This window comes from Dongia sp. agr-C8 (assembly GCF_054658695.1).
In genome coordinates this window covers 191,671-212,213 of the sequence record NZ_BAAGHZ010000002.1, presented here as the reverse complement: position 1 = coordinate 212,213, position 20,543 = coordinate 191,671, and the positions used below count along the sequence as shown (strand labels likewise).

Here is a 20,543-nt window from a genome sequence, read left to right as displayed (position 1 = left end):
TGCGCCGGAGCTTAGACGATCGGCTTCCGCGGGCGGAAGATGCTACTTGGCGGCCTGCGCGGGGACGGGGGAGGGGAGCGCGGTCGGCTCGGTGCCGGCCACCACCACGCGGTTGCGTCCCGCCGCCTTGGCCTGATAGAGCGCGCGGTCCGCCATCTGGAGGAGGAGCGCACGGGTCTGGGCATGGGCCGGGAACATGGCCAGGCCGATCGAGATCGTGACCGAGGGGATAACACGCTCGCCCATCGTCATCGACGTTCCGGACACCGCGGCCCGGATCTTCTCCGCCTTAGCGGTGGCCTCGGCCGTGTTGCAGTCGGGGAGGAAGACCAGGAACTCCTCGCCGCCATACCGGCAGACCACGTCGCTCGCCCGAACCGAAGCGAGGAGCGCCGTGCCGACCCGGCGCAGGGCTTCGTCGCCGGCCTGGTGGCCGTGGGTGTCGTTGAACCGCTTGAAATGGTCCACATCGAGCAACAGCACCGCGCCCGATTTCCGGTCGCGCTGCAGCTTCGAGAGGTCGCGCTCCAGGGTCTCGTCGAGGAAACGGCGGTTGTAGAGGCCGGTCAGCCCGTCGCGCAGCGCCATGTTCTCGAGCTTCTCACGCAGCTCGATGTTGGTGAGCGACAGCGACAGCTGGTCGGTCAGGCGCTCGATCGTGTCGTCCAGCGCCGCGGCGGTCTTGCGCGTGCGCAGGATCTCGCCGCGGAGATGCAGCATGCCGAGGATCTGACCGCGCCCGACGATCGGGATGCAGGCATAGGGGCCGAGCTCATCCTCGCCGTCCAGGTGGCGACAGGTGATCGGCGCCGCATCGGTCTCTCCGGCGTCGGAATTTCCGGCACGGCCGTCATGGCGGCTGCCTTGGCGCAGACCCCAGCATTCCTGCGGATGCAGCTGCTCGGCGAAGGTATGCGCCTCGCCCTTGCGGCTCCATTGCGCGACCTGGGTCAGCTGGTCGCGCGACGCGGTGTAGACATAGAGCACGCCCGACACCTCGGTCATCATCCGCCGGGCAAAGGAGGCGATGATGGCGTAGGCCTCGTGCCGGGAATCGGCGAGCTGCAGCGCGGTCGACATCTCGGTCACCTGGTGACGATCCGCGTTGCGCCGGCGCAGCACCTGCTCGACGGCGCCGCGGCCGCTGATCTCGCTGCGGAACAGGAAATATTGGGCGATCGAGAACAGGATGGCGATACCCAGAGATGCGACGACCAGGATCGAGTGGAGTTGCGAGTAGAAGTCGGCGCTCAGCTGTGTGCGATCGGCTTCTTCCTCGAACATGTTTATTTTATAGGTCAGCACCGCGCGCATGCGGTCCATCAGGAACTTGCTCTCGCCGAGCCGCAGTTCCTCGCGCGCCATGTTGAAGCCCTTGACCCTCGCCGTTTCCAGCAGGCTGTCATTCAGGTTCTGCCGCCGCGTCATCAATTGAGCCAGGGTGAGGTCGCTGTAGCCCGGCGCGGACCAGGGATCAATCTCCGGTCCCATCACCGCGCGGAGGTTGGTGATCTGGTCGCGACCTCGGAACAGCGGCGCCAGATAACTCGATTCACCGGTGATGAGGTAGCCGCGAATGCCGGTTTCGATGTCCACCAGGGCAACCAGCACGCGCTGGGCGGCAGCGGTGTGATCGCGCATCTGGGAGAGCTCGGCGCTGCGCTTCACCGCCTGGTTGTCGAGGTAGACGGAAACGCCCGCCATTGCGATCAGCAAGGCGATACCGGCCCCGAACAGAAGAGTGATGATCTGACGCCTGCGATGCCAGCTCATACCGGTCACGATCGGTCGCACACTCGAAGATGCAACGCCGCCGCCCGGCGCTGGGTTTCAGTGAAGCATGATTGAGATCAATTTGACAATCCCTAACGATCGCGCCGCGATACGATAACCAATTGATTATATTAAATAAAACTACTCTACATTGCGGTGGCGCGCTTCCATGGCCGCCTTGGAGATTCCCATCCGTTCGGCCAGGGCGACAGCGATCTGGTCGAACAGGATGAACAGCGCCTGCTCGAACAGGTTGCCCATCGGCTGGGTCGACGGCTCGACCGCGGCCTTGCCCTTGTAGACTGCGGCCGGCAGGAACAGGACCAGTTTCGCCTTCTGCGGTGTGGCGCCGGAAGGATCGCCGGTGACGACGGCGATCTCGCCGCCGGCTTCGACCGCCCGGTCGAAGACATAGTCGATATGGCCGATCGAGCCGCCGCCGGAAACGACGATCACCAGATCGCCCTTGGCGATGCCGGGCGTGGTGTCGTCCCAGATCCAATGGGTCGGCTTGCCGAGATGGGTGAGGCGCATCGCGAAGGCCTTGGCCGAGAGCCCTTCGCGCCCGGCGCCGACCACGAAGATCCGCGGCGCGCGTGCGATCGCCGCCATGAAGGCATCGACCTGCCTGTCATCGATGCGTGCCGCGACCCGGCCGAGCTCGGCGACGGCGTTGGCGAAGGATTCGGAGACCTTGGGCATGATTCCCCTAAACACACTCGTCATGCCCGGGCTTGACCCGGGCATCTGTCTCCGGTGCACTCTCGGATACAGATGCGCGGATCAAGTCCGCGCATGACGTCATACTATGCCAGCGAGGAGGACAGTGCCATTCACATCAGCCGTCCGCCGCATCCGATCCTGCGTCCCTTCGTGGAACTGCTCTGGGCGAGCTTGCCGGAGGGGCCGGTCTCCGAGCGCGAGCGCATGCTGCCAGCGGTCTCGGCGCATCTGGTCATCCGCCTCGGCGGCAGGCCGGTGCGTCTGTTTGCCGATGAAGCGGACGAGACCGGAGACACTGTCTCGCATGCGGTGATCGGCGGCGTGCGCGATGCCGCCTACCTGAAGGACAGCAGCGATCCCGTGCCGACCGTCGGCGCAGTGTTTCGCCCCGGCGCCGCCGGCGCCTTCCTCGGCGCGCCGACCGACAGCTTCGCCGGCGGTCACACGCCGCTCGATGCCTTCTGGGGCGGCGCGGTCGACAGCCTGCGCGACGAACTCGCCGCGGCGAGCGATCTCGCGCGCCGCCTCGATACCCTCGAGACCGCCTTGCTGCAGCGCCTGCCGCGGATCCGCGGCGTCGATCCGGCGATCGTCCAGGCCGCGTTGCTGTTGCAGCGCCGCCCGGTCGGCCGGGTCGCCGCCGCGCTCGACTGGAGCCACCGGCATTTCATCGCCCGCTTCTCCGAAGCGGTGGGCCTCTCGCCCAAGCGCTATGCGCGCCTCGCCCGGTTCGGCCGGGTGCTGCTGCGGCTGGAGCGACAGAAGGAGACGGGTCTTGCGGAGATCGCGCAGGAGGCGGGCTATGCCGACCAGGCGCATTTCAACCGCGACTTCCGCGATTTCGCCGGCATCTCGCCGGGCGCGTATCGCAAGGCCGGCGGGACCGGCCGCCATGTCCCGGAGAAGCGCCGGTAAAATTCGTTCAATACCCCGCGGCCGGAGCGGCGCAGATTGCGCGCCTCAACGCAGGAGAACAGCCATGCAGATCCACGAGATGTATCCCTATCTCCGTATGAAGGACACCGAGGCGGCGATCCGCTTCTACAAGGAAGCCTTCGGCGTCGCGGAGAAGTTCCGCCTGGTCGAGCCCAGCGGGCGGATCGGCCATGTCGAGCTCGCCTTCGGCCCCAACACGCTGATGCTGTCCGACGAGTTTCCGGAATACGGCATCACTGCGCCGGACCCTGCCGCGGTGAAGATGAGCATCCACATCCATGTCGAGGATTGCGATGCGCTGATGGCGCAGGCGATCAAGGCCGGTGCGACCTTGGTGCGCGCGGCGGCGGACCATTTCTACGGCGAGCGTTCGGGTGCCGTCAGGGACCCCTTCGGCTACGACTGGCTGATCGGCCATTCGATCGAAGCGGTCGAGCCCGCGGAAATGCAGCGGCGCTACACCGAGATGCTCAAAAGCGCCTAGGCGCGGCCGGCTCAGTTTGAACCGTCATGCGCGGACTTGATCCGCGCATCTGGTTCCATTCGGCCCGAGATTGCCGGGTCAAGCCCGGCAATCACGTTCAAGACTTAGGCGTGGCCGGCGTCGGCGGTGAGGAAGGTGAAGTCGACGCCGATCTTGCTGAGCGAGCGCTCCCATTTGTCGTTGAGCGCGTCGTCGAAGATCAGCTCCTCGTCGGCCGGCACCGTCAGCCAAGCATTGGCCTGGAGCTCCTGGTCGAGCTGGCCGGGACCCCAGCCGGCATAGCCGAGCGCCAGCAGGCTGCGCCGCGGGCCGGAACCCGAGGCGATGTCCTTCAGAATGTCGATCGTTGCCGTGAGGCCCACCGTGTCGCCGACCTTCAGCGTCGCGTCATCGACATAGTCGGTGCTGTGCAGCACGAAGCCGCGGCCGGTCTCGACCGGGCCGCCGCTGCGGATTCGGATATGCTCGCCCATGCCCTGGGAGTCGATATTGAGCTGCTGCAGCAGGTCCGGGAAGGTCAGCGAGCCGACCAGCCGGTTCACCACCAGGCCCATGGCGCCGTCGCTGGTATGGGCACAGATATAGATCACCGAACGGGTGAAGCGGGCGTCGCGCATCTGCGGCATCGCGACCAGCAGTTCGCCGGTCATAAAGCCTTGATGAGAAACAGTTTTGCCCATAGTTTCCCTCACGAACGCCAAGCAGCACGGCCACGATCTCGTGACCCTTAACCAATCTCTGGTAAGCCTATAATCCGCCTCGAAAGTTGGCAAATGATGAATGCGACGGCAAGACCGGCGGATCCAAATAAGCGGCGGAATCACAACAGCTTGACCCGCAAGTGTGCTTCCGGCGCCACGCTCCTGTTGGCCCTGCTTTGGGCATGCATCGCGCATGCCGAATCGGGCGCCGGCAACCGGGTTGAGACCGAGCAGAGCGCGGCGCGGCTGGTGACGGCGGTGACCGGGGCGGGGGACTTGAAGACCCTGCCCGCCGGCCTCGAGATCACCCTCAAACCCGGCTGGAAGACCTATTGGCGCTCACCCGGCGATGCCGGCTTCGCCCCCGAGCTCAAATTCGACGGTTCGGAGAATGTGACCTGGGCTCAGCTCAAATACCCGACGCCGCATCGCTTCGAGCTCTTCGGCTTCCAGACCTTCGGCTACAAGGAGCAGGTGGTCTACCCGATTGCGGTGACACCCGAGCGGCCCGGCGAAGCGGTGAAGCTGCGCGCGCATCTGCGCTATCTGGTCTGCGAGCAGGTCTGCATTCCCTATGACGCCGATCTCGCGCTGGACATCCCCGCGGGCCCGGCGCTGCCCAGCGATCAAGCGCCGCTGATCAACCGCTTCGAGGCCATGGTGCCGGGACCCGCGGTCGGCTCCGGTCTGCAAGTCGGCACTGTCCGCATCGAAGCCGGCAACAAGCTGGTGATTGAGGCGCGGAGCGACACGCAGGACTTCGTATCGCCCGATGCGATCGTCGAAGGCATGAATGGCCTGCTGTTCGGCAAGCCAAGCGTGGTGCTCGACGCCACCGGTCGCCACGCGGCGCTGACTTTGCCGATCGAAACCAACGCCGGATCAGAGACCAGCGGCACGGTCACGCTGACCTTGACCGACGGCGATCGCAGCGTGGAGGAGCGCGTCTATTTTCCCAGCCTCGCACCCGGCACGCTGCTGACCAGCGCGGTTGCGACGCCGCAGCCCGCGACGCCTGAATCATCGCCGCTGTTGCTCATCCTCGGTATCGCGCTGCTGGGCGGGCTCATTCTCAACGTGATGCCCTGCGTGCTGCCGGTATTGGTGCTGAAGCTGACCTCGGTGCTGCAGCATGGTGGCGGGGAGGGCGAGCATGTGCGCCTGAGCTTCCTCGCCACCGCCGCGGGCATCATCTCCGCCTTCCTGGCGCTGGCCGCATCGCTGGTCGGATTGAAGCTGGCCGGCCACGAGATCGGCTGGGGCATCCAGTTCCAGCAACCGGTCTTCCTCGCCGTCCTGGCGACGATTTGTCTGGTCTTCGCCGCCAATCTCTGGGGCCTGTTCCAGGTGCCGCTGCCGGCACTGGCCGGCGATTTGGCATTGGCGGCCGACCAGCGCGCGCGCAATCACAAGGTGCTGGGGGCGTTTCTCACCGGCGTCTTCGCCACCGTGCTGGCGACGCCCTGCTCGGCGCCCTTCGTCGGCACCGCGATCGGCTTCGCCTTGTCACGCGGCGGGACCGAGATTTTCGCGATCTTCCTGGCGATGGCGATCGGGCTTTCGCTGCCCTATCTCGCGGTTGCCGCCGCACCGCATCTCGCCGTGATGCTGCCGCGGCCCGGCCGCTGGATGGTCTGGCTCCGGAAGGCGCTCGGCGTCAGCATGGCGGCGACCGCGCTCTGGCTGGGCTGGGTGCTGGCGGGGCAGGTCGGGTTGCTGCAGGCGACGCCGATCAGCCAGGTGCAGGGCGAGGCGGTCCGCTGGCAGGCTTTCGAGCCGGACAAGATCCCGGAGCTGGTCGCCGCGGGCAAGACCGTGTTCGTCGATGTCACCGCGGAATGGTGCATCACCTGCAAGGCCAACAAGGCCCTGCTGATCGATCCGCCGCCGGTCAGCACCATGCTGAACCAGGACAATGTCGTCGCCATGGTGGCGGATTGGACCCGGCCGGATCCGGTGATCAGCCGCTTCCTGGCCCAGCACAACCGCTATGGCATTCCTCTCAATGTGGTTTATGGGCCGGGGGCGCCGCAGGGCATCGTGGTGCCGGAAATCTGCACGGTCGAGACGATGGTCGACGCCATTCGCAAAGCCCAGGGGCTTTGAAACCCGAGCAGCCAGGGTCGCGGCGGTTGAATTTCGCCGCCCGGCCGGGCTAAGTTTCGGTTCGAATCTCCCGACATACTGCCTGAAGCTGAAAGGAACTTCCGATGACGATCAAGGTCGGCGACAAGCTCCCCTCCGTCACCCTCAAGTACATGAACAAGGACGGCATGCAGACCGCCACGACGGACGATCTGTTCAAGGGCAAGAAGGCCGTGTTGTTCGGCCTGCCCGGCGCCTTCACGCCGACCTGCTCGGCCAAGCACCTGCCGGGCTTCGTCACCCATGCCGACGACCTGAAGAAGAAGGGCGTCGATGTCATCGCCTGTCTCTCGGTCAACGACGCCTTCGTGATGGATGCCTGGGGCAAGGCGCAGAATGCCGGCGAGAAGGTGATGATGCTGGCCGACGGCAACGCGGATTTCGCCAAGGCGACCGGCCTCACCATGGACGGCAGCGGCTACGGCATGGGCCTGCGCACCAGCCGCTGGGCCATGGTGCTCGAGGACGGCAAGGTGAAGACCCTCAACGTCGAGGCGCCCGGCGCCTTCGAAGTCTCCAGCGCCGAAGCGGTGATGAAGGCGCTGTAACAACGATTGGCGCGCAACGGTCGGCGCTGCGCGCTTCGAGGTCCAGGATGGCGGTCGAGACACAATCTGCAGCATCGACCGCCGTCGCCCTCACCCAGAGGGCGGAGGACATTCTCCACAAGATCTACGGCCATCGCGCCTTTCGCGGCAACCAGGCCGAGATCATCCGTCATGTGAGCGAAGGCGGCGACGCGCTGGTCTTGATGCCGACCGGCGGCGGCAAGTCGATCTGCTACCAGATCCCGGCGATGCTGCGCGACGGCGTCGCGGTCGTGGTCTCGCCGCTGATCGCGCTGATGCAGGACCAGGTCGCGGCCTTGCGCCAGCTCGGCGTGGCCGCGGCCTTCCTCAATTCCAGCCTGATGCCGGACGAGCAGCGCGAGATCGAGCAGCAGCTGCGCAAGGGCGCGCTGAAGCTGCTCTACATCGCGCCCGAGCGCCTGACCACGCCGCGTTTCCTCGATCTCCTCGGCAGCCTGAGGCCTGCCTTGTTCGCGATCGACGAGGCGCATTGCGTCTCGCAATGGGGCCACGATTTCCGGCCGGAATACATCCAGCTCTCGGTCCTGCACGAGCGCTTCCCGGACGTGCCGCGGATCGCCCTCACCGCGACCGCGGACCACGACACCCAGCGCGAGATCATCCAGCGCCTGAAGCTGGAGGAGGCGGAGGTCTATCGCGCCAGCTTCGACCGGCCGAACATCCGCTACCAGCTGGTGGAGAAGGTCGACGGCAAGCGCCAGCTGCTGAACTTCATCCAGAAGGAACACAAGGACGAGCCCGGCATCATCTATTGCCAGTCGCGCAACAAGACCGAGAAGGTCGCCGGCTGGCTGCGCGGCCATGGTGTCAACGCGCTGCCGTATCATGCCGGCATGACCCAGGAGGCAAGGCGCGAGAACCAGCGCCGCTTCATCACCGATGACGGCGTGGTGGTGGTCGCGACGGTCGCCTTCGGCATGGGGATCGACAAGCCGGACGTGCGCTTCGTCGCCCATCTCGATCTGCCGTCCAGCATCGAGAGCTACTATCAGGAGACCGGGCGCGCGGGGCGCGACGGCGCCGCCGCCGATGCCTGGCTCGCCTTCGGCCGCGGCGACGTCATGCTGCTCCGCAAGCGCATTCAGGATTCCAATGCGCCGGAGGCGCGCAAGTTCGTCGAGCAGCGCAAGCTCGACGCGATGCTCAGGTTCTGCGAGACGCCGGAATGCCGGCGCATGGCCTTGCTCGGCTATTTCGGCGAGGAATCGCAGCCCTGCGGCAATTGCGATCTCTGCCTCAACCCGCAGGCGACCTGGGACGCGACCGTGCCGGCGCAGAAGCTGCTCTCGGCGGTGCTGCGGACCGGCCAGCGCTTCGGCATCACCCATTTGATCGACGTGCTGCGCGGCAATGCGACCGAGAAGGTGATCAACTACGGCCACGACCAGCTGCCGACCTTCGGCGTCGGCAAGGACCTTTCGCTGCACGACTGGCGCGCGCTCTCGAGCCAGCTGATCTCGCTGGGCTTCCTCAAGGTCGAGGGTGACGGGTTCAACGTCCTCACCATCACCGAGGCGGCGCGGCCGGTCCTCAAGGGCCAGCAGCAGGTCATGCTCCGGAAGCCTGCCGAGCGGGGCAAGGGGCGGAAGCGTCAACTGGGCGCGCCGGCGGGGGCGCAGGATCTCGACCAGAATCTCTGGGAGGCGTTGCGGGCGCGGCGCCGGGCGCTGGCCCAGGCGCAGAACGTGCCGCCCTATGTCATCTTCCACGACGCCACCCTGGCGGAGATTGCGCGCCGCAAGCCGCAGAGCCGGGACGCGTTCCTGGAAATCCCCGGCATCGGCGAGCGCAAGGTCGCGCGCTACGCCCAGGATTTCATGGCGGTGATCGCGGAGTTTGCGTGAAATGCCGGTCCAAACAAAGGCTGGGGATGTGGATCTCGTCATCGTCGGCGCCGGCGTTGCGGGCCTGGCGGCGGCCCAGGCGGCGCAAGCGCGCGGGCTCACCTTCCATCTGATCGAGGCCTCGCATCGGATCGGCGGCCGTGCCTATACCGAGGAGATGGCGCCGGGCATGCCGATGGATCTCGGCTGCCACTGGATGCATTCCGCCAGCCTCAATCCCTTTCCCGCGATCGCCGACCGCCTCGGCTTCACCTATCGGCGCGACGGCGCCTGGCGGATGAACGGCTTCATGGGCGCGCGCCGGCTCTCCGAAGCGGAGCATGCGGAGATCCATCGCGGCATGGCCGGCAACTACGCGGCGATCGCCAAGGCCGCGGCGCGCGGCGAGGACGTGGCGGTGGCCGAGGTGATGGACCTCGACCATCCCTGGGCGGCCCTGCACGCCTATTGGTTCTCGCTGGCGACCTCGCACGACCCCGACGAGATCTCCACGGTGGACGTCGATGCCTATAACGATACCGACGAGAACTGGCCGGTCCGCGAAGGCTATGGCGCGCTGGTGGCGCGCTGGGGCGCCGATGTCCCGGTGACGCTGAACGCCGCGGCGACGCGCATCCGCTGGGGCTCGGGCGGCGTCGTGGCCGAGACCGCGAAGGGCAACATCGCCGGGCGACGGCTGTTGCTGACGGTCTCGACCAACCTGCTGGCCTCAGGCCGCATCGCCTTCGATCCGCCGCTGCCGGATTGGAAACTCGCGGCCGCGCGCGACCTGCCGCTCGGCGTGCATAACCGGATCGGCATCCTGCTGAAGCGCAACCCTTTCGGCCCCGATGCGCCGGCCAGCGCCACGCTCATGCTGGAGGGCGAGATGCCGATCGCCACCCAGCTGCGCCCGTTCGGCTACGACTATGTGGTCGGCGTCACCGGCGGGCGCCATGGCGCCTGGTTGGAGCGCGCCGGCGCCGCGGCTTCGGTGGACTATCTGACCGAGCGCCTGGTCGGCGCTTTCGGCAGCGACATCCGCGATGCGCTCTCGGCCCGCAGCATCGTCACCGCCTGGGCCGGCGATCCCTGGACCTTGGGTTCCTATTCATCGGCGCTGCCCGGCGCCAGCCTCCAGCGCGCGGAATTGGCGCGCCCGATCGACGACATCCTGTTCTTCGCCGGCGAAGCCTGCTCGGTGGATTTCGCCGGCACCGCCCACGGCGCCTATCTCACCGCCGTCGCCGCGGTGGAGGCGATGGCGACCTAGGAGGGCGAGAAGATGTCGTTCAGCATCTTGTCGCAGGGCTTGTCTTCGGCGTCGCCGATCCGCGGCACGGGGAGGGGGAAGCCCTTGCCCAGGGAGAATTTCGGCTGGCGGATCTTGCCCTGGATCAGGACCGGGGCAGGGATGTTGAGCACGCTGACCACCTTGGAATCCGCGTCGAGCTCGGTCTTCAGGGTCTGCGACTTCAGGTCGATGTTGCCGTTGACATAGATGACCGATTCCTTGGTGTCGATCAGGGTGCGCGAGAACTTGGCATTGCCCTTGGAGAAGGTCAGCCCGCCGGCGACGCAGCGCACCGGGATCTTGTGGTCGTCGGTGATGTAGAGGAACAGCGCGTTCTGGATGTCGAGGTCGGCCAGGGCCAGCATGAGCTCGCTGAACGAGCCGCCGGTCATGCCGAGCTCGATGGCGCCGTCGGCGCCGCCGAACACCTGGGCAAGCGATTTGCCGTTGCCTTGCAAGGTGACCTTGCCGCCGATCTTGCCGTCGGTGGTCTCGATGTATTCCGAGCCCTTGAAGAAGGTCGCGAGATCGAGGTTCTTCAGGAACAGCTCGGCGGTCGCGAGCGGCACGTCCTTGCGCGCGTCGAGGCCCATCTTGCCAGTCACCGTGCCGTTGGCGACGGCCATGTTGAGCTTCGAGAGCTGGGCGTTGCCGTCATCGACCTTGACGTTGAAGGTGATGGCCTTCACGGGCAGATAGGGGGCGGCTGTCACCTTCTTGGCGTCCAGGGTCACGTCCATGTCCATGGCGCGCAGCTTCTCGGTCTGGAGCGGCTGGTCCGGGAAGAGGTTGCCCTCCGCCTTCATCTCGGTCGCCTCCTTCTTCTGCTCCTTGGAGGCGGTTTCGGTGGTTTCCGGCGGAATGCCGATCAGCGGCCCGAGGTCGTCGAAGTCGAGGTTATTGGAGACCAGCTTGGCGTTAAGATAGTTGCGCTTTTCGCGCGGCTCGACCGCGACTACGCCGGTCACGTCGCTGTTGCCGATCCGGCCTTTCATGTTCTCGAGCCGCCATTCCTTCGGCGTGCGCTTCAGGTCCCCGGCGAGATCGTAGGGCGGCGTCGAAGGCGCCGGGATGCCGAGCAGCGGGAAGACGTCGGCGAGATCAGGCCCCTTGAGATGCATTCTCACGTCGGCATTCCCGAAGGTGAAGGGATCGCCGACCGCGCCTTTAAGAGTGATGAAGGTGGCGCCGTAATCGACCCGGAGATCGATGGGATAGGGGTGTTCGGTGTCGCGCAGCATGGCAATCGAGCCGCCCTTGAAGGCGAGCTTGAGCGGCCGGTCTTCCAGCGTGCCCTCGGCCTTGAACTCCACGGTCGGATCGTTGCCCGCGGCCTCGCCGGCGGCCAGATCGATGTCGCCGTCGAGCTTCAGCTTTCGCGACGCGTCGCGGTAGGCGATCTTGCCCTTGGTGATCTCCAGCTGACCGATGAACGGCGCCTCGCCGCGGTCGTCGGGCCGGACCGCTTCCACGGCGGTCGCGGCGACGGGATTCTCGTCGAAGTCCCAGTTGCTGGCGCCGTCCTTGCGCTTCTCCAGCGAGACCTTAGGGCTTTCGACGCGGATGAACGGCAGCACGACATGCCCGCCGAGCAGCGGCCAGGGCTTGATCGCAAAAGCGACGGCTTCGGCGGAGAACATCTGCTCCGCCTCGCCCCAATCCGAATTGGCGAGGTTGACGTCGCGGAGATGGATCACCGGCGTCCAGCTCCAATCGACGTCCAGCGCGCCGATGGTGACGGCGCGGCCGGTGGCCTTGCTCGCGCGTCCCTGCGCCTGTTCGAGGAGATAGGAGGAGTTCAGCAGCGTATAGAGACCAATGGCGGCCACCACCAGCAGCGCGACAAGGGTTCCCAATACCCAGAGGAGAATTTTTCCGAGTCTGCGCAAGGGATGCCATCCCATTGAACACCGGGCCGATGGAGATCAACCGGGGTCGGGGCGCGGCGTTCCCTGGATGCCGAGAGAGACTTCAGGGAATCCCTGCCGGGCAATTCCGCTCGAAAAAGGAACGTGCGGCTTCGATCGTGGCTACAACATGGGTCTTCAGGAGTTGGTGTCCGCCGCCGCGAACCTCATAAACCGTGAAGGTTCCCTTATAGACAGAGCTGATCGTTGATCGATCCTGTTCCGTGAAATAGGCGCCTTCCTCATTTCCTTCCACGGCCTTTTGGCTTCCGGTGATCATCAAGATCGGCACGCCTATCCCTTCGAGATGCGAGAAGTAGCGCTTTGGGGTTACAGTTCTGGAAGATATATCCCATCCGAAGAACTCAGCGCCGAAGGCGGCGAGTACGGGACGCGACTTCGGGTAGTCCTGGTAAGACTGGGCAATGACGTCGATGCTTTTCGTCATCCGCTGATTGTCGAACGGGGTATCGATCATCGCGATGCACTGCAGCTGAGGCAGGAGCCGACCGAGCTCAAGCGCGACTATTCCGGAGAACGACTCTGCCAGCACACCGAACGGTGCCGTCCCGAAAGTCGCCTTTATGGGCTCCACCAGGTCCGCCGCCAGGTTGGCCGGTTCGTATCCGTCCGGGGGCACATCCGACGATCCGTGACCTCTCAAGTCGCAAAACAGGACGTTGAAATCGTCTTCGAACGGGACCCCGGCGAAGAAGATGCGTTCGGAGCTGCCCAGAGCGCCGTGCAGAATGAGAAGATTGCGCTTCTCGCGATGATGGCGGGTGGCGTAAAGGGCCGTGCGACCGATCTTTTCCTTGCTAACCCGCATTGCGTGACGGTGCCTGCATGTGCTGGATTCTTCTCGCCATGCAATTGTAGTTGTCGTGCTTGCTTCCTGCAAAGAAGTCCTGCGGCCATGGAAGATCCAGCGCCACTGGGATTGAGAGTGCTGCAGAAACGCTGAAGGCAGCGCGACGCCGGGGCGACTTTAACCCAGCGCCTTCGCCGGAATGGCCAGCCTGGCGAGCTGGTCGACGCGCTCGTTCTCGACATGGCCGTTATGGCCCTTGACCCAGAGCCATTCGACCTGATGCGGCGCTTCGGCCTTTTCGAGGCGCTGCCAGAGATCGGAGTTCTTGACCGGCTTCTTGTCGGCGGTGCGCCAGCCGCGGCGCTTCCATTGCGGCACCCATTCGGTGATGCCGTTCTTCACATACTGGCTGTCGGTGTGGAGCCGCACCTTGGCCGGGCGCTTCAGCGCTTCCAGCGCGGCGATCGCCGCCATCAGCTCCATGCGGTTGTTGGTGGTCTGCTCCTCGCCGCCGGAGAGCTCCTTCTCGACCTCGCCGTAGCGCAACAGCGCCCCCCAGCCGCCCGGGCCGGGATTCCCGCTACAGGCGCCGTCGGTGAAGATGTCCACCAGCGGTTTGTCGGTCATTTCAGCCCATAGGCGCCGACATCGCGCGCACCCTGATGGAAGCGGAGCTTCTTGATGTATTCGACCGGATCCTTCGGCTTCACGAAGGCGCCGGGCGGGTGGTTCAGCCAGTCGTAGAGCCTGGTCAGCAGGAAGCGGAGCGCGGCGCCGCGGGCGAGCAGCGGCATGGCCTGCAGCTCGGCCTCGGGGATCGGGCGGACCTTGCGATAGCTGTCGAACATCAGCTTCGCCTTGGTGACGTTGAAGCTGAAATCCGGCTGAAAGCACCAGGCATTCAGGCAGACCGCCAGATCATAGGCCAGGAAATCGGTGCAGGCGAAATAGAAGTCGATGATCCCGGAGAGCTTGTCGCCGAGGAAGAAAACGTTGTCCGGGAAGAGATCGGCGTGGATCACGCCGCTCTCGAGATTTTTCGGCCAATGGGCTTCGAGATAGGCGAACTCGGCGGCCAGTCGATCCTTCAGGCCGGGCTCGACCTCGTCGGCGCGCTGGGCGGTGTCGGCGATCAGCTTGCGCCAGCCTTCGACCGAGAGGTTGTTCGGCCGCCGCATGGCGAAGTCGCGGCCCTTCAGATGAAAATCGGCCAGCGCGCCGCCCAGGGCCAGGCAGTGCTTCTCGGTAGGCCGGCGCGGCCACATGCCTTCCAGGAAGCTGATGATCGCCGCCGGCCGGCCGCACAGGGTCTTCAGCGCCTGGCCGTTGCGGTCGGTGATCGGCGTCGGGCAATTGAGGCCCTTGCCCGCAAGATGCTGCATCAAGCCGATGAAGAAGGGCAGATCCTCGAGCTTCACCCGCTTCTCGTAGAGCGTGAGGATGAAGGTGCCTTTCGTCGTGCGCAGCAGGTAGTTGCTGTTCTCGACGCCCTCGGCAATGCCTTTGCACGACACGGCATCGCCGATGTCGTATTCGGCGATGAACTGGGCGAGATCGCCGTCGGGGACTTCAGTATAGACGGCCATGGAATTCAGTCGTGAAGGGGGTCAGGCGGTGAGGGCGCGCGGGAGTTTGAAATGCGTGGTCTCGACCGTGACCGAGACTTCCTCGATGGTGACGTCGAAGCGCTGCTTCAGTTCGTCGATCACCTGCTGGACCAGCAATTCGGGCGCCGAGGCGCCGGCCGTGATGCCGACCGTCTCGACATTCTCCAGCCAGGCCCAGTCGATCTCCGCCGCCTTCTGCACCAGATGAGCCTCGGGGCAGCCGCAGCTCTTCGCCACCTCGACCAGCCGGCGTGAGTTCGAGGAATTGGGCGCGCCGATCACCAGCATCAGGTCGCAGCGCTCGGCGATCGTCTTCACCGCCGACTGCCGGTTGGTGGTGGCGTAGCAGATGTCTTCCTTGCGCGGCCCATGGATCGCCGGGAAGCGGCGACGCAGCACGTCGATGATGCCGACTGTGTCGTCGATCGAAAGCGTCGTCTGTGTGATGTAGGCGAGGCGGGTGGGATCCTTGAACTCGATTTTCTCCGCGTCTTCCGCGGTCTCGATCAGGGTGACAGCGCCGGCCGGCAGCTGGCCAATCGTGCCGATCACCTCGGGATGTCCCGCATGGCCGATCAGGATGAGGTGATGTCCGGCGTTGTAGTGGACCTCGGCCTCGCGGTGCACCTTGCTGACCAGCGGGCAGGTGGCGTCGAGATAGAGCAGGTTGCGCGCTTCCGCGTCGGCGGGGACGGATTTCGGCACCCCGTGCGCGGAGAAGACGACAGGATATTGACCCGGAATCTCGTCCAGTTCCTCGACGAAGACCGCGCCCTGGCGCTCCAGCTCCTGGACCACGTGGCGGTTATGCACAATCTCGTGGCGCACATAGACCGGGGCGCCAAACCGCTCCAGGGCGCGCTGGACAATCTGGATGGCGCGATCCACCCCGGCGCAGAAGCCGCGCGGCGAGGCAAGCAATATGGTGAGGGGCCGACCCTTGGAAGCGCGCTGGGGCATTCCGGATTCCGCAGTTGCACCGTTGCCCCGGAATATAGGGATTTGCGGCGGGCGGGCAACTTCAAACCGGACGACGTTCCGGTGGGCATGGCGGCAGACGAAGGGGGCGGACATGGCGGGCCGGATCATGCCGCCGCTTCATGACCAAACCGCGGCGGGCTTGTGGAATTTCAGGGGGTTAATTAAAGTCCCGGCCACGACCCCGGTCCGGCCCGGCGACTCCAGGAGCGGAGTTTGGGCCGGCCTTGGTCGGGCGGGAGAGGATTACCGATGGCCGAGCCGAATATCGCGCAGAAGGCGCCCTTCAAAGTCGATGTGGTGGCCGGGAAGGCCTATTTCTGGTGCGCCTGCGGCCGGAGCAAGAACCAGCCGTTCTGCGACGGCTCGCATAAGGGCTCCGAGTTCTCGCCGATGAAATACGACGCGACGGAATCGAAGACCGTGTTCTTTTGCGGCTGCAAGCACACCCGCGGTCAGCCGTTTTGCGACGGTTCGCATAAGGCCCTTTGAAGCATTGGGCCGCTGTGAAGCATTGGGACTGTGAATCATTCATGATGGGGAAGGGGATGGCGATGGCTGCCGGCGGGCGCGCGATCGGTTGGATGAAGCGCGGTGGTCTGCTCGCGGCGGTCCTGGTCAGTCTGGCGTCCTGCTCGCAGACACCCAAGCAGTCGATGCCTTGCCCGGTGGTGAAGCAGGTGCCCGACGCCTCCTATCTCACCCGCTTCGCCGGCGAGTCCGAGGACCTCACCGACACCGTCTTCGAGGCGCGGCTGTTGAGCGCGCAGTCGATCTGCCACTACATCGAGGACACCGATACGCAGAAGACCAAGATCGAGAGCGATATCCAGGTGAAGATCGCGGCCTCGCGCGGGCCGCAGCTGACCGACGACAAGGTCACCTTCAACTACGTCGTCGCGCTGACCGGCCGGGGTGGCCAGAAGCTCACCCGCCAGCCGTTCGACGTCACGATCCCGCTCGCCGCGGACAAGCCGAACGCCCAGATCATCGACACCCCGACGGTGACGATCCCGCTGAAGAAGGGCGAGAACGGCGACTTTTACCAGATCTACGTCTTCATCGAAGTGACCGAGAAAGAGCTCGCCTACAACCGCCGCAACCCGCAGCAATAGCGCGCGTTTGACGCGGGCCCGGTTTCGGCCCTAGCATTTTAGCCAAGCTTTCCAAGACCCGGTTAGGGAGCTTGGGCCTGACCGGGAATTCCGCACCACCCAGGCATGGGAGGCAGGAATGGCTGACAGCGTCTATAAGGTCCTCGAGCTGATCGGGACCAGCCCGAAGTCCTGGGAAGATGCCGCGATGGCGGCAATCAAGCTGGCCTCGCGCAGCCTGCGCGACCTCCGGGTCGCGGAGGTGATCGAGCAGGACCTGGTGATCGAGAACGGCAAGGTCGAAGCCTTCCGCACCAAGCTCAAGGTCTCGTTCAAATACGATCCGAGCGGCGGCAAGAAGAAGTAGCGATCCGCCCGGCGTCATCCCAAGGATGTACTTGCCCCCTTGACCTTGCGCGGCGCCCGGCCCAAGGTGCGCGCGACACTGTCGCCTGCGGGAGAGATCGAGCCGCATTCAGGCGAGTGTGGTTCGACGCCGAAGGAGCAACCGCCCCCGGAAACTCTCAGGCAAAAGGACCGCGGCGACATGCAGCTCTGGAAAGCGGCCGAGCCCGTACCCTTTGAATAAAGAGGGGCGATTCGGCCCACCGAAGGAGTAAACCCGGCGTGCGCGGTCTTCCGCGCGGTGAGTGACGCCCGGGAAATCTCTCAGGTCCAAGGACAGAGGGGGGTTGCGCTTCCGCCGTGAGGGGGAGTCCGCGCATCCCATTTCTGTCGGAGGCCGCCGTTGTCAGAGACTGAATCCCTCAAGCAAACCCCGCTTCACGCGCTCCATGTGGAGCTCGGCGCCAAGATGGTGCCCTTCGCCGGCTATGACATGCCGGTGCAGTATCCCATGGGCATTCTCGGCGAGCACCAGCACACGCGCGCCGCGGCGGGATTGTTCGACGTATCTCATATGGGCCAGTTCCGCATCACCGCGCCGAGTTACGACGCGGCCGCGGCGGCGATCGAGAAGCTCTGCCCCAACGATTTCCGCTCCCTGAAGTCCGGGCAGCAGCGCTACGGCTTCCTGACCAACGGCAAGGGCGGGATCCTCGACGACCTCATGGTGACCCGCGACGGCGAGGTCCTGCGCATGGTGGTCAACGCGGCCTGCAAGGACGCCGACCACGCCCATATCGCGGCGCATTTGCCTGCCGATTGCCGGATCGAGCGGCTGGAGGATTTCGCGCTGCTGGCGCTGCAAGGCCCGAAGGCCGGCACGGTAATCGCGCGCCTGGCGCCGGCCAGTGCCAAAATGACCTTCATGACCGGTGCCGCGCTCGAAATCGCCGGCACCCGGTGCTACGCGACCCGCTCCGGCTATACCGGCGAGGACGGGTTCGAAATCTCGGTCCCCAGCGCGTCTGCGGTCGCATTCACCCAAGCGCTCCTGAAGGAGCCGGAAGTGAAGCCGATCGGACTGGGCGCCCGCGATTCCCTGCGCCTTGAAGCGGGACTCTGCCTCTACGGCAGCGACATCACCGAGAAAACCTCGCCGGTCGAGGCCGGTCTCTCCTGGGCGATCGCCGAGCGGCGCCGCAAGGAAGGCGGCTTCCCGGGCGACGCCGTGCTGCAGAAGCAATGGGCCGAGGGCGTTTCACGCAAGCGTGTCGGCATCCTGCCGGAAGGGAAGGCGCCGGCCCGCGCCCATACCGAGATCGCCAACGACGAAGGCCGCGAGATCGGCGAGATCACCTCCGGCGGCTTCGGGCCTTCGCTCGGCAAGCCGATCGCCATGGGCTATGTGGCGACGGCTTCGGCTGCGATCGGCACCGCCGTCAACCTGGTGGTGCGGGGCAAGGCCCTGCCGGCCCGCGTCGCCAAGATGCCCTTCGCGCCGCACCGCTATCACCGCAATTGAGCAGACATTTTGAGATCAGCAGGGAGACCACGATGACGATCCGCTACACCAAGGAACATGAATGGGTGCTGGTCGACGGCGACACCGCTACCGTCGGCATCAGCCCCTATGCCCAGGAGCAGCTGGGCGACGTGGTCTTCGTCGAATTGCCCGAGGTCGGCAAGAAGATCGAGAAGGGCAAGGAGATGGCGGTCGTCGAATCGGTGAAGGCGGCGAGCGAAGTCTATGCCCCGGTCAGCGGCGAGGTGGCCGAGGTCAACAACGCCCTGACCGACGCCCCGGCCACCGTCAACGAGGACGCGCTGGGCAAGGGCTGGTTCGCCAAGATCAAGCTCGCCAACAAGGGAGAGCTCGACGGGCTGATGGATGAGGCCGCCTACAAGGCCTACGTGGACGGGCTGCACTGAGCGCCATGCACCGGGGTGCCGCGCAATAATTCTCTCTAAGGACTAAGACCATGCGTTATCTGCCGCTGACCGACGAAGACCGTCGGGCGATGCTGGCCAAGATCGGGGTCCCTTCGGTCGAAAGCCTCTACCGCGACGTGCCCGCCGCCGCCCTGTTGAAAGGGCCGGTCGATCTGCCGCCCCATGCCGGCGAGCTCGAAGTCGAGCGGGCGATCGCCGCCATGGCCGCCAAGAACCTCGGGACCGGCGCCGTGCCGAGCTTCCTGGGTGCGGGGGCCTACCGGCACCATGTCCCGGCCTCGGTCGATCACCTGATCCAGCGCGGCGAGTTCCTGACCTCCTACACGCCCTACCAGCCGGAGGTGACCCAGGGGACGCTGCAGTATCTCTTCGAGTTCCAGACCCAGGTGGCGCTGCTGACCGGCATGGATGTCGCCAATGCCTCGATGTATGACGGCGCCACCGCGACGGTCGAAGCGGTGATGATGGCCAACCGGGTCACCCGCCGGAAGAAAGCGGTCATCTCCGGCAGTCTCCACCCGCATTACCGTGCGGTGATCGAGACCTATGGCGAGCATACCGGCTTCACGGTTGCCGCCGCGCCCTACGATCCCGAAGCGCGCGAAGACATCCTCAAGATGATCGACAAGGACACCTCCTGCGTTGTCATCCAGAATCCCAGCTTCTTCGGCCATCTGATTGATTTTGCGGCTTTGTCCGAGGCGGCCCATGCCGCCGGCGCGCTGGTGATCGCGGTCTCCACCGAGGTCATCTCCTATGGATTGGTGCGCGCGCCCGGCAATACCGGCTGCGATGTCGCCGTGGCGGAAGGCCAGTCGATCGGCAATCCGCTTGGTTTCGGCGGGCCTTATGTCGGGCTCTTCGCCTGCAAGGAGAAGTTCTTGCGGCAGATGCCGGGCCGCCTCGCCGGGCAGACCGTCGATGTCGACGGCAAGCGCGGCTGGGTGCTCACCCTCTCGACCCGCGAGCAGCATATCCGGCGCGAGAAGGCGACCTCGAACATTTGTACAAATTCAGGCCTTTGCGCGCTCGCCTTCACCATTCATCTCACTTTGCTCGGCGAGGCCGGGCTGCAACGATTGGCCGAGCTCAACCATGCCGTGGCCTCGAACCTGGCCGATCGCCTGGTGAAGGTCCCGGGTGTGAAGCTGCTCAACGAAACATTCTTCAACGAGTTCACCCTGGCGCTGCCGAAGCCGGCAATCCCGGTGGTCGAGGCCATGGCGAAGCGCCGGGTGCTGGGCGGCGTGCCGGTGGCGCGCCTCATTCCGGGCAAGGAATTCGAGAACCTGCTCCTGGTCGCGGCGACCGAGACCGTGACCGAAGCCGACATGGCGGCACTGGAAGCCGCACTCAAAGATTCGATCGCAGAGGTGAAGTGA

General features: G+C 65.4%; 20 protein-coding genes and 2 riboswitches. Of the genes, 12 read left to right on the top strand and 8 right to left on the bottom strand.

The genetic code is table 11. The annotated features are described in order from the left end of the window. Positions 1 to 42 precede the first annotated feature (42 nt). Both ACYQ4T_RS08400 and ACYQ4T_RS08395 read right to left on the bottom strand, forming a co-directional pair. Positions 43 to 1,773, bottom strand: coding sequence for a sensor domain-containing diguanylate cyclase (locus ACYQ4T_RS08400; RefSeq protein WP_459855154.1), 1,731 nt, complete (start codon positions 1,771 to 1,773; stop codon positions 43 to 45). A 141-nt stretch (positions 1,774 to 1,914) separates the two neighbouring features. Then, positions 1,915 to 2,475 carry an SIS domain-containing protein gene (locus ACYQ4T_RS08395; protein ID WP_459852490.1) on the bottom strand — a complete coding sequence of 187 codons (561 nt, stop codon included), beginning with the start codon at positions 2,473 to 2,475 and terminating at the stop codon, positions 1,915 to 1,917. Positions 2,476 to 2,568: 93 nt separating this feature from the next. Between ACYQ4T_RS08395 and ACYQ4T_RS08390 the strand changes: the two genes are divergently transcribed. Together ACYQ4T_RS08390 and ACYQ4T_RS08385 are read left to right on the top strand one after the other, a co-directional pair. Further along, on the top strand, positions 2,569 to 3,411 hold the full coding sequence (locus ACYQ4T_RS08390; protein WP_459852488.1) for an AraC family transcriptional regulator: 843 nt from the start codon (positions 2,569 to 2,571) through the stop codon (positions 3,409 to 3,411). Positions 3,412 to 3,475: 64 nt separating this feature from the next. Continuing rightward, the gene (locus tag ACYQ4T_RS08385) at positions 3,476 to 3,916 is read left to right on the top strand and encodes a VOC family protein (RefSeq protein ID WP_459852486.1); all 441 of its coding nucleotides are present in this window, start codon (positions 3,476 to 3,478) and stop codon (positions 3,914 to 3,916) included. 104 nt (positions 3,917 to 4,020) lie between these two features. On the opposite strand, the gene ACYQ4T_RS08380 is transcribed toward ACYQ4T_RS08385, so the two are convergent. Continuing rightward, positions 4,021 to 4,596: a YqgE/AlgH family protein gene (locus ACYQ4T_RS08380; RefSeq protein ID WP_459852484.1), complete on the bottom strand. Its 576-nt coding sequence runs from the start codon at positions 4,594 to 4,596 to the stop codon at positions 4,021 to 4,023. A 150-nt stretch (positions 4,597 to 4,746) separates the two neighbouring features. Here ACYQ4T_RS08380 and ACYQ4T_RS08375 point away from each other — a divergent pair, with 150 nt between their 5' ends. From ACYQ4T_RS08375 to ACYQ4T_RS08360, 4 genes are all read left to right on the top strand, one after another. Beyond that, entirely contained in the window at positions 4,747 to 6,723 is a 1,977-nt protein-coding gene (locus ACYQ4T_RS08375; RefSeq protein ID WP_459852482.1) for a protein-disulfide reductase DsbD family protein, read from the top strand. 104 nt (positions 6,724 to 6,827) lie between these two features. Then, on the top strand, positions 6,828 to 7,310 hold the full coding sequence (locus ACYQ4T_RS08370; RefSeq protein ID WP_459852480.1) for a redoxin family protein: 483 nt from the start codon (positions 6,828 to 6,830) through the stop codon (positions 7,308 to 7,310). Between the two features lie 47 nt (positions 7,311 to 7,357). Further along, positions 7,358 to 9,196: a DNA helicase RecQ gene (gene recQ, locus ACYQ4T_RS08365; RefSeq protein WP_459852478.1), complete on the top strand. Its 1,839-nt coding sequence runs from the start codon at positions 7,358 to 7,360 to the stop codon at positions 9,194 to 9,196. Position 9,197: 1 nt separating this feature from the next. After that, positions 9,198 to 10,448, top strand: coding sequence for a flavin monoamine oxidase family protein (locus ACYQ4T_RS08360; RefSeq protein ID WP_459852476.1), 1,251 nt, complete (start codon positions 9,198 to 9,200; stop codon positions 10,446 to 10,448). Here the strand turns inward: ACYQ4T_RS08360 and ACYQ4T_RS08355 are convergent. The 5 genes from ACYQ4T_RS08355 to ispH all read right to left on the bottom strand — a co-directional run bounded on the left by ACYQ4T_RS08355 (position 10,445) and on the right by ispH (position 15,754). Then, the gene (locus tag ACYQ4T_RS08355; RefSeq protein ID WP_459852474.1) at positions 10,445 to 12,358 is read right to left on the bottom strand and encodes an AsmA family protein; all 1,914 of its coding nucleotides are present in this window, start codon (positions 12,356 to 12,358) and stop codon (positions 10,445 to 10,447) included. The two genes, ACYQ4T_RS08360 and ACYQ4T_RS08355, sit on opposite strands and share 4 nt — an antisense overlap. Before the next feature lie 82 nt (positions 12,359 to 12,440). Continuing rightward, positions 12,441 to 13,205: an alpha/beta fold hydrolase gene (locus ACYQ4T_RS08350; protein WP_459852471.1), complete on the bottom strand. Its 765-nt coding sequence runs from the start codon at positions 13,203 to 13,205 to the stop codon at positions 12,441 to 12,443. Positions 13,206 to 13,364: 159 nt separating this feature from the next. After that, on the bottom strand, positions 13,365 to 13,814 hold the full coding sequence (gene rnhA, locus ACYQ4T_RS08345) for a ribonuclease HI (RefSeq protein WP_459852469.1): 450 nt from the start codon (positions 13,812 to 13,814) through the stop codon (positions 13,365 to 13,367). Further along, on the bottom strand, positions 13,811 to 14,773 hold the full coding sequence (locus tag ACYQ4T_RS08340) for a homoserine kinase (RefSeq protein ID WP_459852467.1): 963 nt from the start codon (positions 14,771 to 14,773) through the stop codon (positions 13,811 to 13,813). The genes rnhA and ACYQ4T_RS08340 overlap by 4 nt, the downstream gene beginning before the upstream one ends. Before the next feature lie 21 nt (positions 14,774 to 14,794). Next, positions 14,795 to 15,754 carry a 4-hydroxy-3-methylbut-2-enyl diphosphate reductase gene (ispH, locus tag ACYQ4T_RS08335; RefSeq protein ID WP_459852465.1) on the bottom strand — a complete coding sequence of 320 codons (960 nt, stop codon included), beginning with the start codon at positions 15,752 to 15,754 and terminating at the stop codon, positions 14,795 to 14,797. Positions 15,755 to 16,024: 270 nt separating this feature from the next. On the opposite strand from ispH, the gene ACYQ4T_RS08330 reads away from it, so the two are divergent. From ACYQ4T_RS08330 to gcvPA, 6 genes are all read left to right on the top strand, one after another. Continuing rightward, the gene (locus ACYQ4T_RS08330; RefSeq protein ID WP_459852462.1) at positions 16,025 to 16,264 is read left to right on the top strand and encodes a CDGSH iron-sulfur domain-containing protein; all 240 of its coding nucleotides are present in this window, start codon (positions 16,025 to 16,027) and stop codon (positions 16,262 to 16,264) included. A 56-nt stretch (positions 16,265 to 16,320) separates the two neighbouring features. Beyond that, positions 16,321 to 16,887: a hypothetical protein gene (locus tag ACYQ4T_RS08325; RefSeq protein WP_459852460.1), complete on the top strand. Its 567-nt coding sequence runs from the start codon at positions 16,321 to 16,323 to the stop codon at positions 16,885 to 16,887. Positions 16,888 to 17,005: 118 nt separating this feature from the next. Then, entirely contained in the window at positions 17,006 to 17,233 is a 228-nt protein-coding gene (locus ACYQ4T_RS08320) for a dodecin family protein (protein WP_459852458.1), read from the top strand. 78 nt (positions 17,234 to 17,311) lie between these two features. Further along, positions 17,312 to 17,416, top strand: a riboswitch (glycine riboswitch). Next, positions 17,417 to 17,561, top strand: a riboswitch (glycine riboswitch). A gap of 53 nt (positions 17,562 to 17,614) precedes the next feature. Next, the gene (gene gcvT / locus ACYQ4T_RS08315) at positions 17,615 to 18,733 is read left to right on the top strand and encodes a glycine cleavage system aminomethyltransferase GcvT (RefSeq protein WP_459852456.1); all 1,119 of its coding nucleotides are present in this window, start codon (positions 17,615 to 17,617) and stop codon (positions 18,731 to 18,733) included. Between the two features lie 32 nt (positions 18,734 to 18,765). Continuing rightward, positions 18,766 to 19,140, top strand: coding sequence for a glycine cleavage system protein GcvH (gene gcvH / locus ACYQ4T_RS08310; RefSeq protein ID WP_459852454.1), 375 nt, complete (start codon positions 18,766 to 18,768; stop codon positions 19,138 to 19,140). 50 nt (positions 19,141 to 19,190) lie between these two features. Next, the gene (gene gcvPA / locus ACYQ4T_RS08305) at positions 19,191 to 20,543 is read left to right on the top strand and encodes an aminomethyl-transferring glycine dehydrogenase subunit GcvPA (RefSeq protein WP_459852452.1); all 1,353 of its coding nucleotides are present in this window, start codon (positions 19,191 to 19,193) and stop codon (positions 20,541 to 20,543) included.

Coding starts and splice junctions, on each gene's coding strand:
- ispH (WP_459852465.1), bottom strand. CDS start 15,754: ATGCCCCAGCGCGCTTCCAAGGGTCGGCCCCTCACCATATTGCTTGCC.
- ACYQ4T_RS08390 (WP_459852488.1), top strand. CDS start 2,569: ATGACGTCATACTATGCCAGCGAGGAGGACAGTGCCATTCACATCAGC.
- ACYQ4T_RS08395 (WP_459852490.1), bottom strand. CDS start 2,475: ATGCCCAAGGTCTCCGAATCCTTCGCCAACGCCGTCGCCGAGCTCGGC.
- ACYQ4T_RS08325 (WP_459852460.1), top strand. CDS start 16,321: ATGGCGATGGCTGCCGGCGGGCGCGCGATCGGTTGGATGAAGCGCGGT.
- ACYQ4T_RS08330 (WP_459852462.1), top strand. CDS start 16,025: ATGGCCGAGCCGAATATCGCGCAGAAGGCGCCCTTCAAAGTCGATGTG.
- ACYQ4T_RS08370 (WP_459852480.1), top strand. CDS start 6,828: ATGACGATCAAGGTCGGCGACAAGCTCCCCTCCGTCACCCTCAAGTAC.
- ACYQ4T_RS08385 (WP_459852486.1), top strand. CDS start 3,476: ATGCAGATCCACGAGATGTATCCCTATCTCCGTATGAAGGACACCGAG.
- ACYQ4T_RS08320 (WP_459852458.1), top strand. CDS start 17,006: ATGGCTGACAGCGTCTATAAGGTCCTCGAGCTGATCGGGACCAGCCCG.
- gcvH (WP_459852454.1), top strand. CDS start 18,766: ATGACGATCCGCTACACCAAGGAACATGAATGGGTGCTGGTCGACGGC.
- ACYQ4T_RS08380 (WP_459852484.1), bottom strand. CDS start 4,596: ATGGGCAAAACTGTTTCTCATCAAGGCTTTATGACCGGCGAACTGCTG.
- ACYQ4T_RS08400 (WP_459855154.1), bottom strand. CDS start 1,773: ATGAGCTGGCATCGCAGGCGTCAGATCATCACTCTTCTGTTCGGGGCC.
- ACYQ4T_RS08360 (WP_459852476.1), top strand. CDS start 9,198: ATGCCGGTCCAAACAAAGGCTGGGGATGTGGATCTCGTCATCGTCGGC.
- ACYQ4T_RS08350 (WP_459852471.1), bottom strand. CDS start 13,205: ATGCGGGTTAGCAAGGAAAAGATCGGTCGCACGGCCCTTTACGCCACC.
- ACYQ4T_RS08340 (WP_459852467.1), bottom strand. CDS start 14,773: ATGGCCGTCTATACTGAAGTCCCCGACGGCGATCTCGCCCAGTTCATC.
- recQ (WP_459852478.1), top strand. CDS start 7,358: ATGGCGGTCGAGACACAATCTGCAGCATCGACCGCCGTCGCCCTCACC.
- rnhA (WP_459852469.1), bottom strand. CDS start 13,814: ATGACCGACAAACCGCTGGTGGACATCTTCACCGACGGCGCCTGTAGC.
- gcvPA (WP_459852452.1), top strand. CDS start 19,191: ATGCGTTATCTGCCGCTGACCGACGAAGACCGTCGGGCGATGCTGGCC.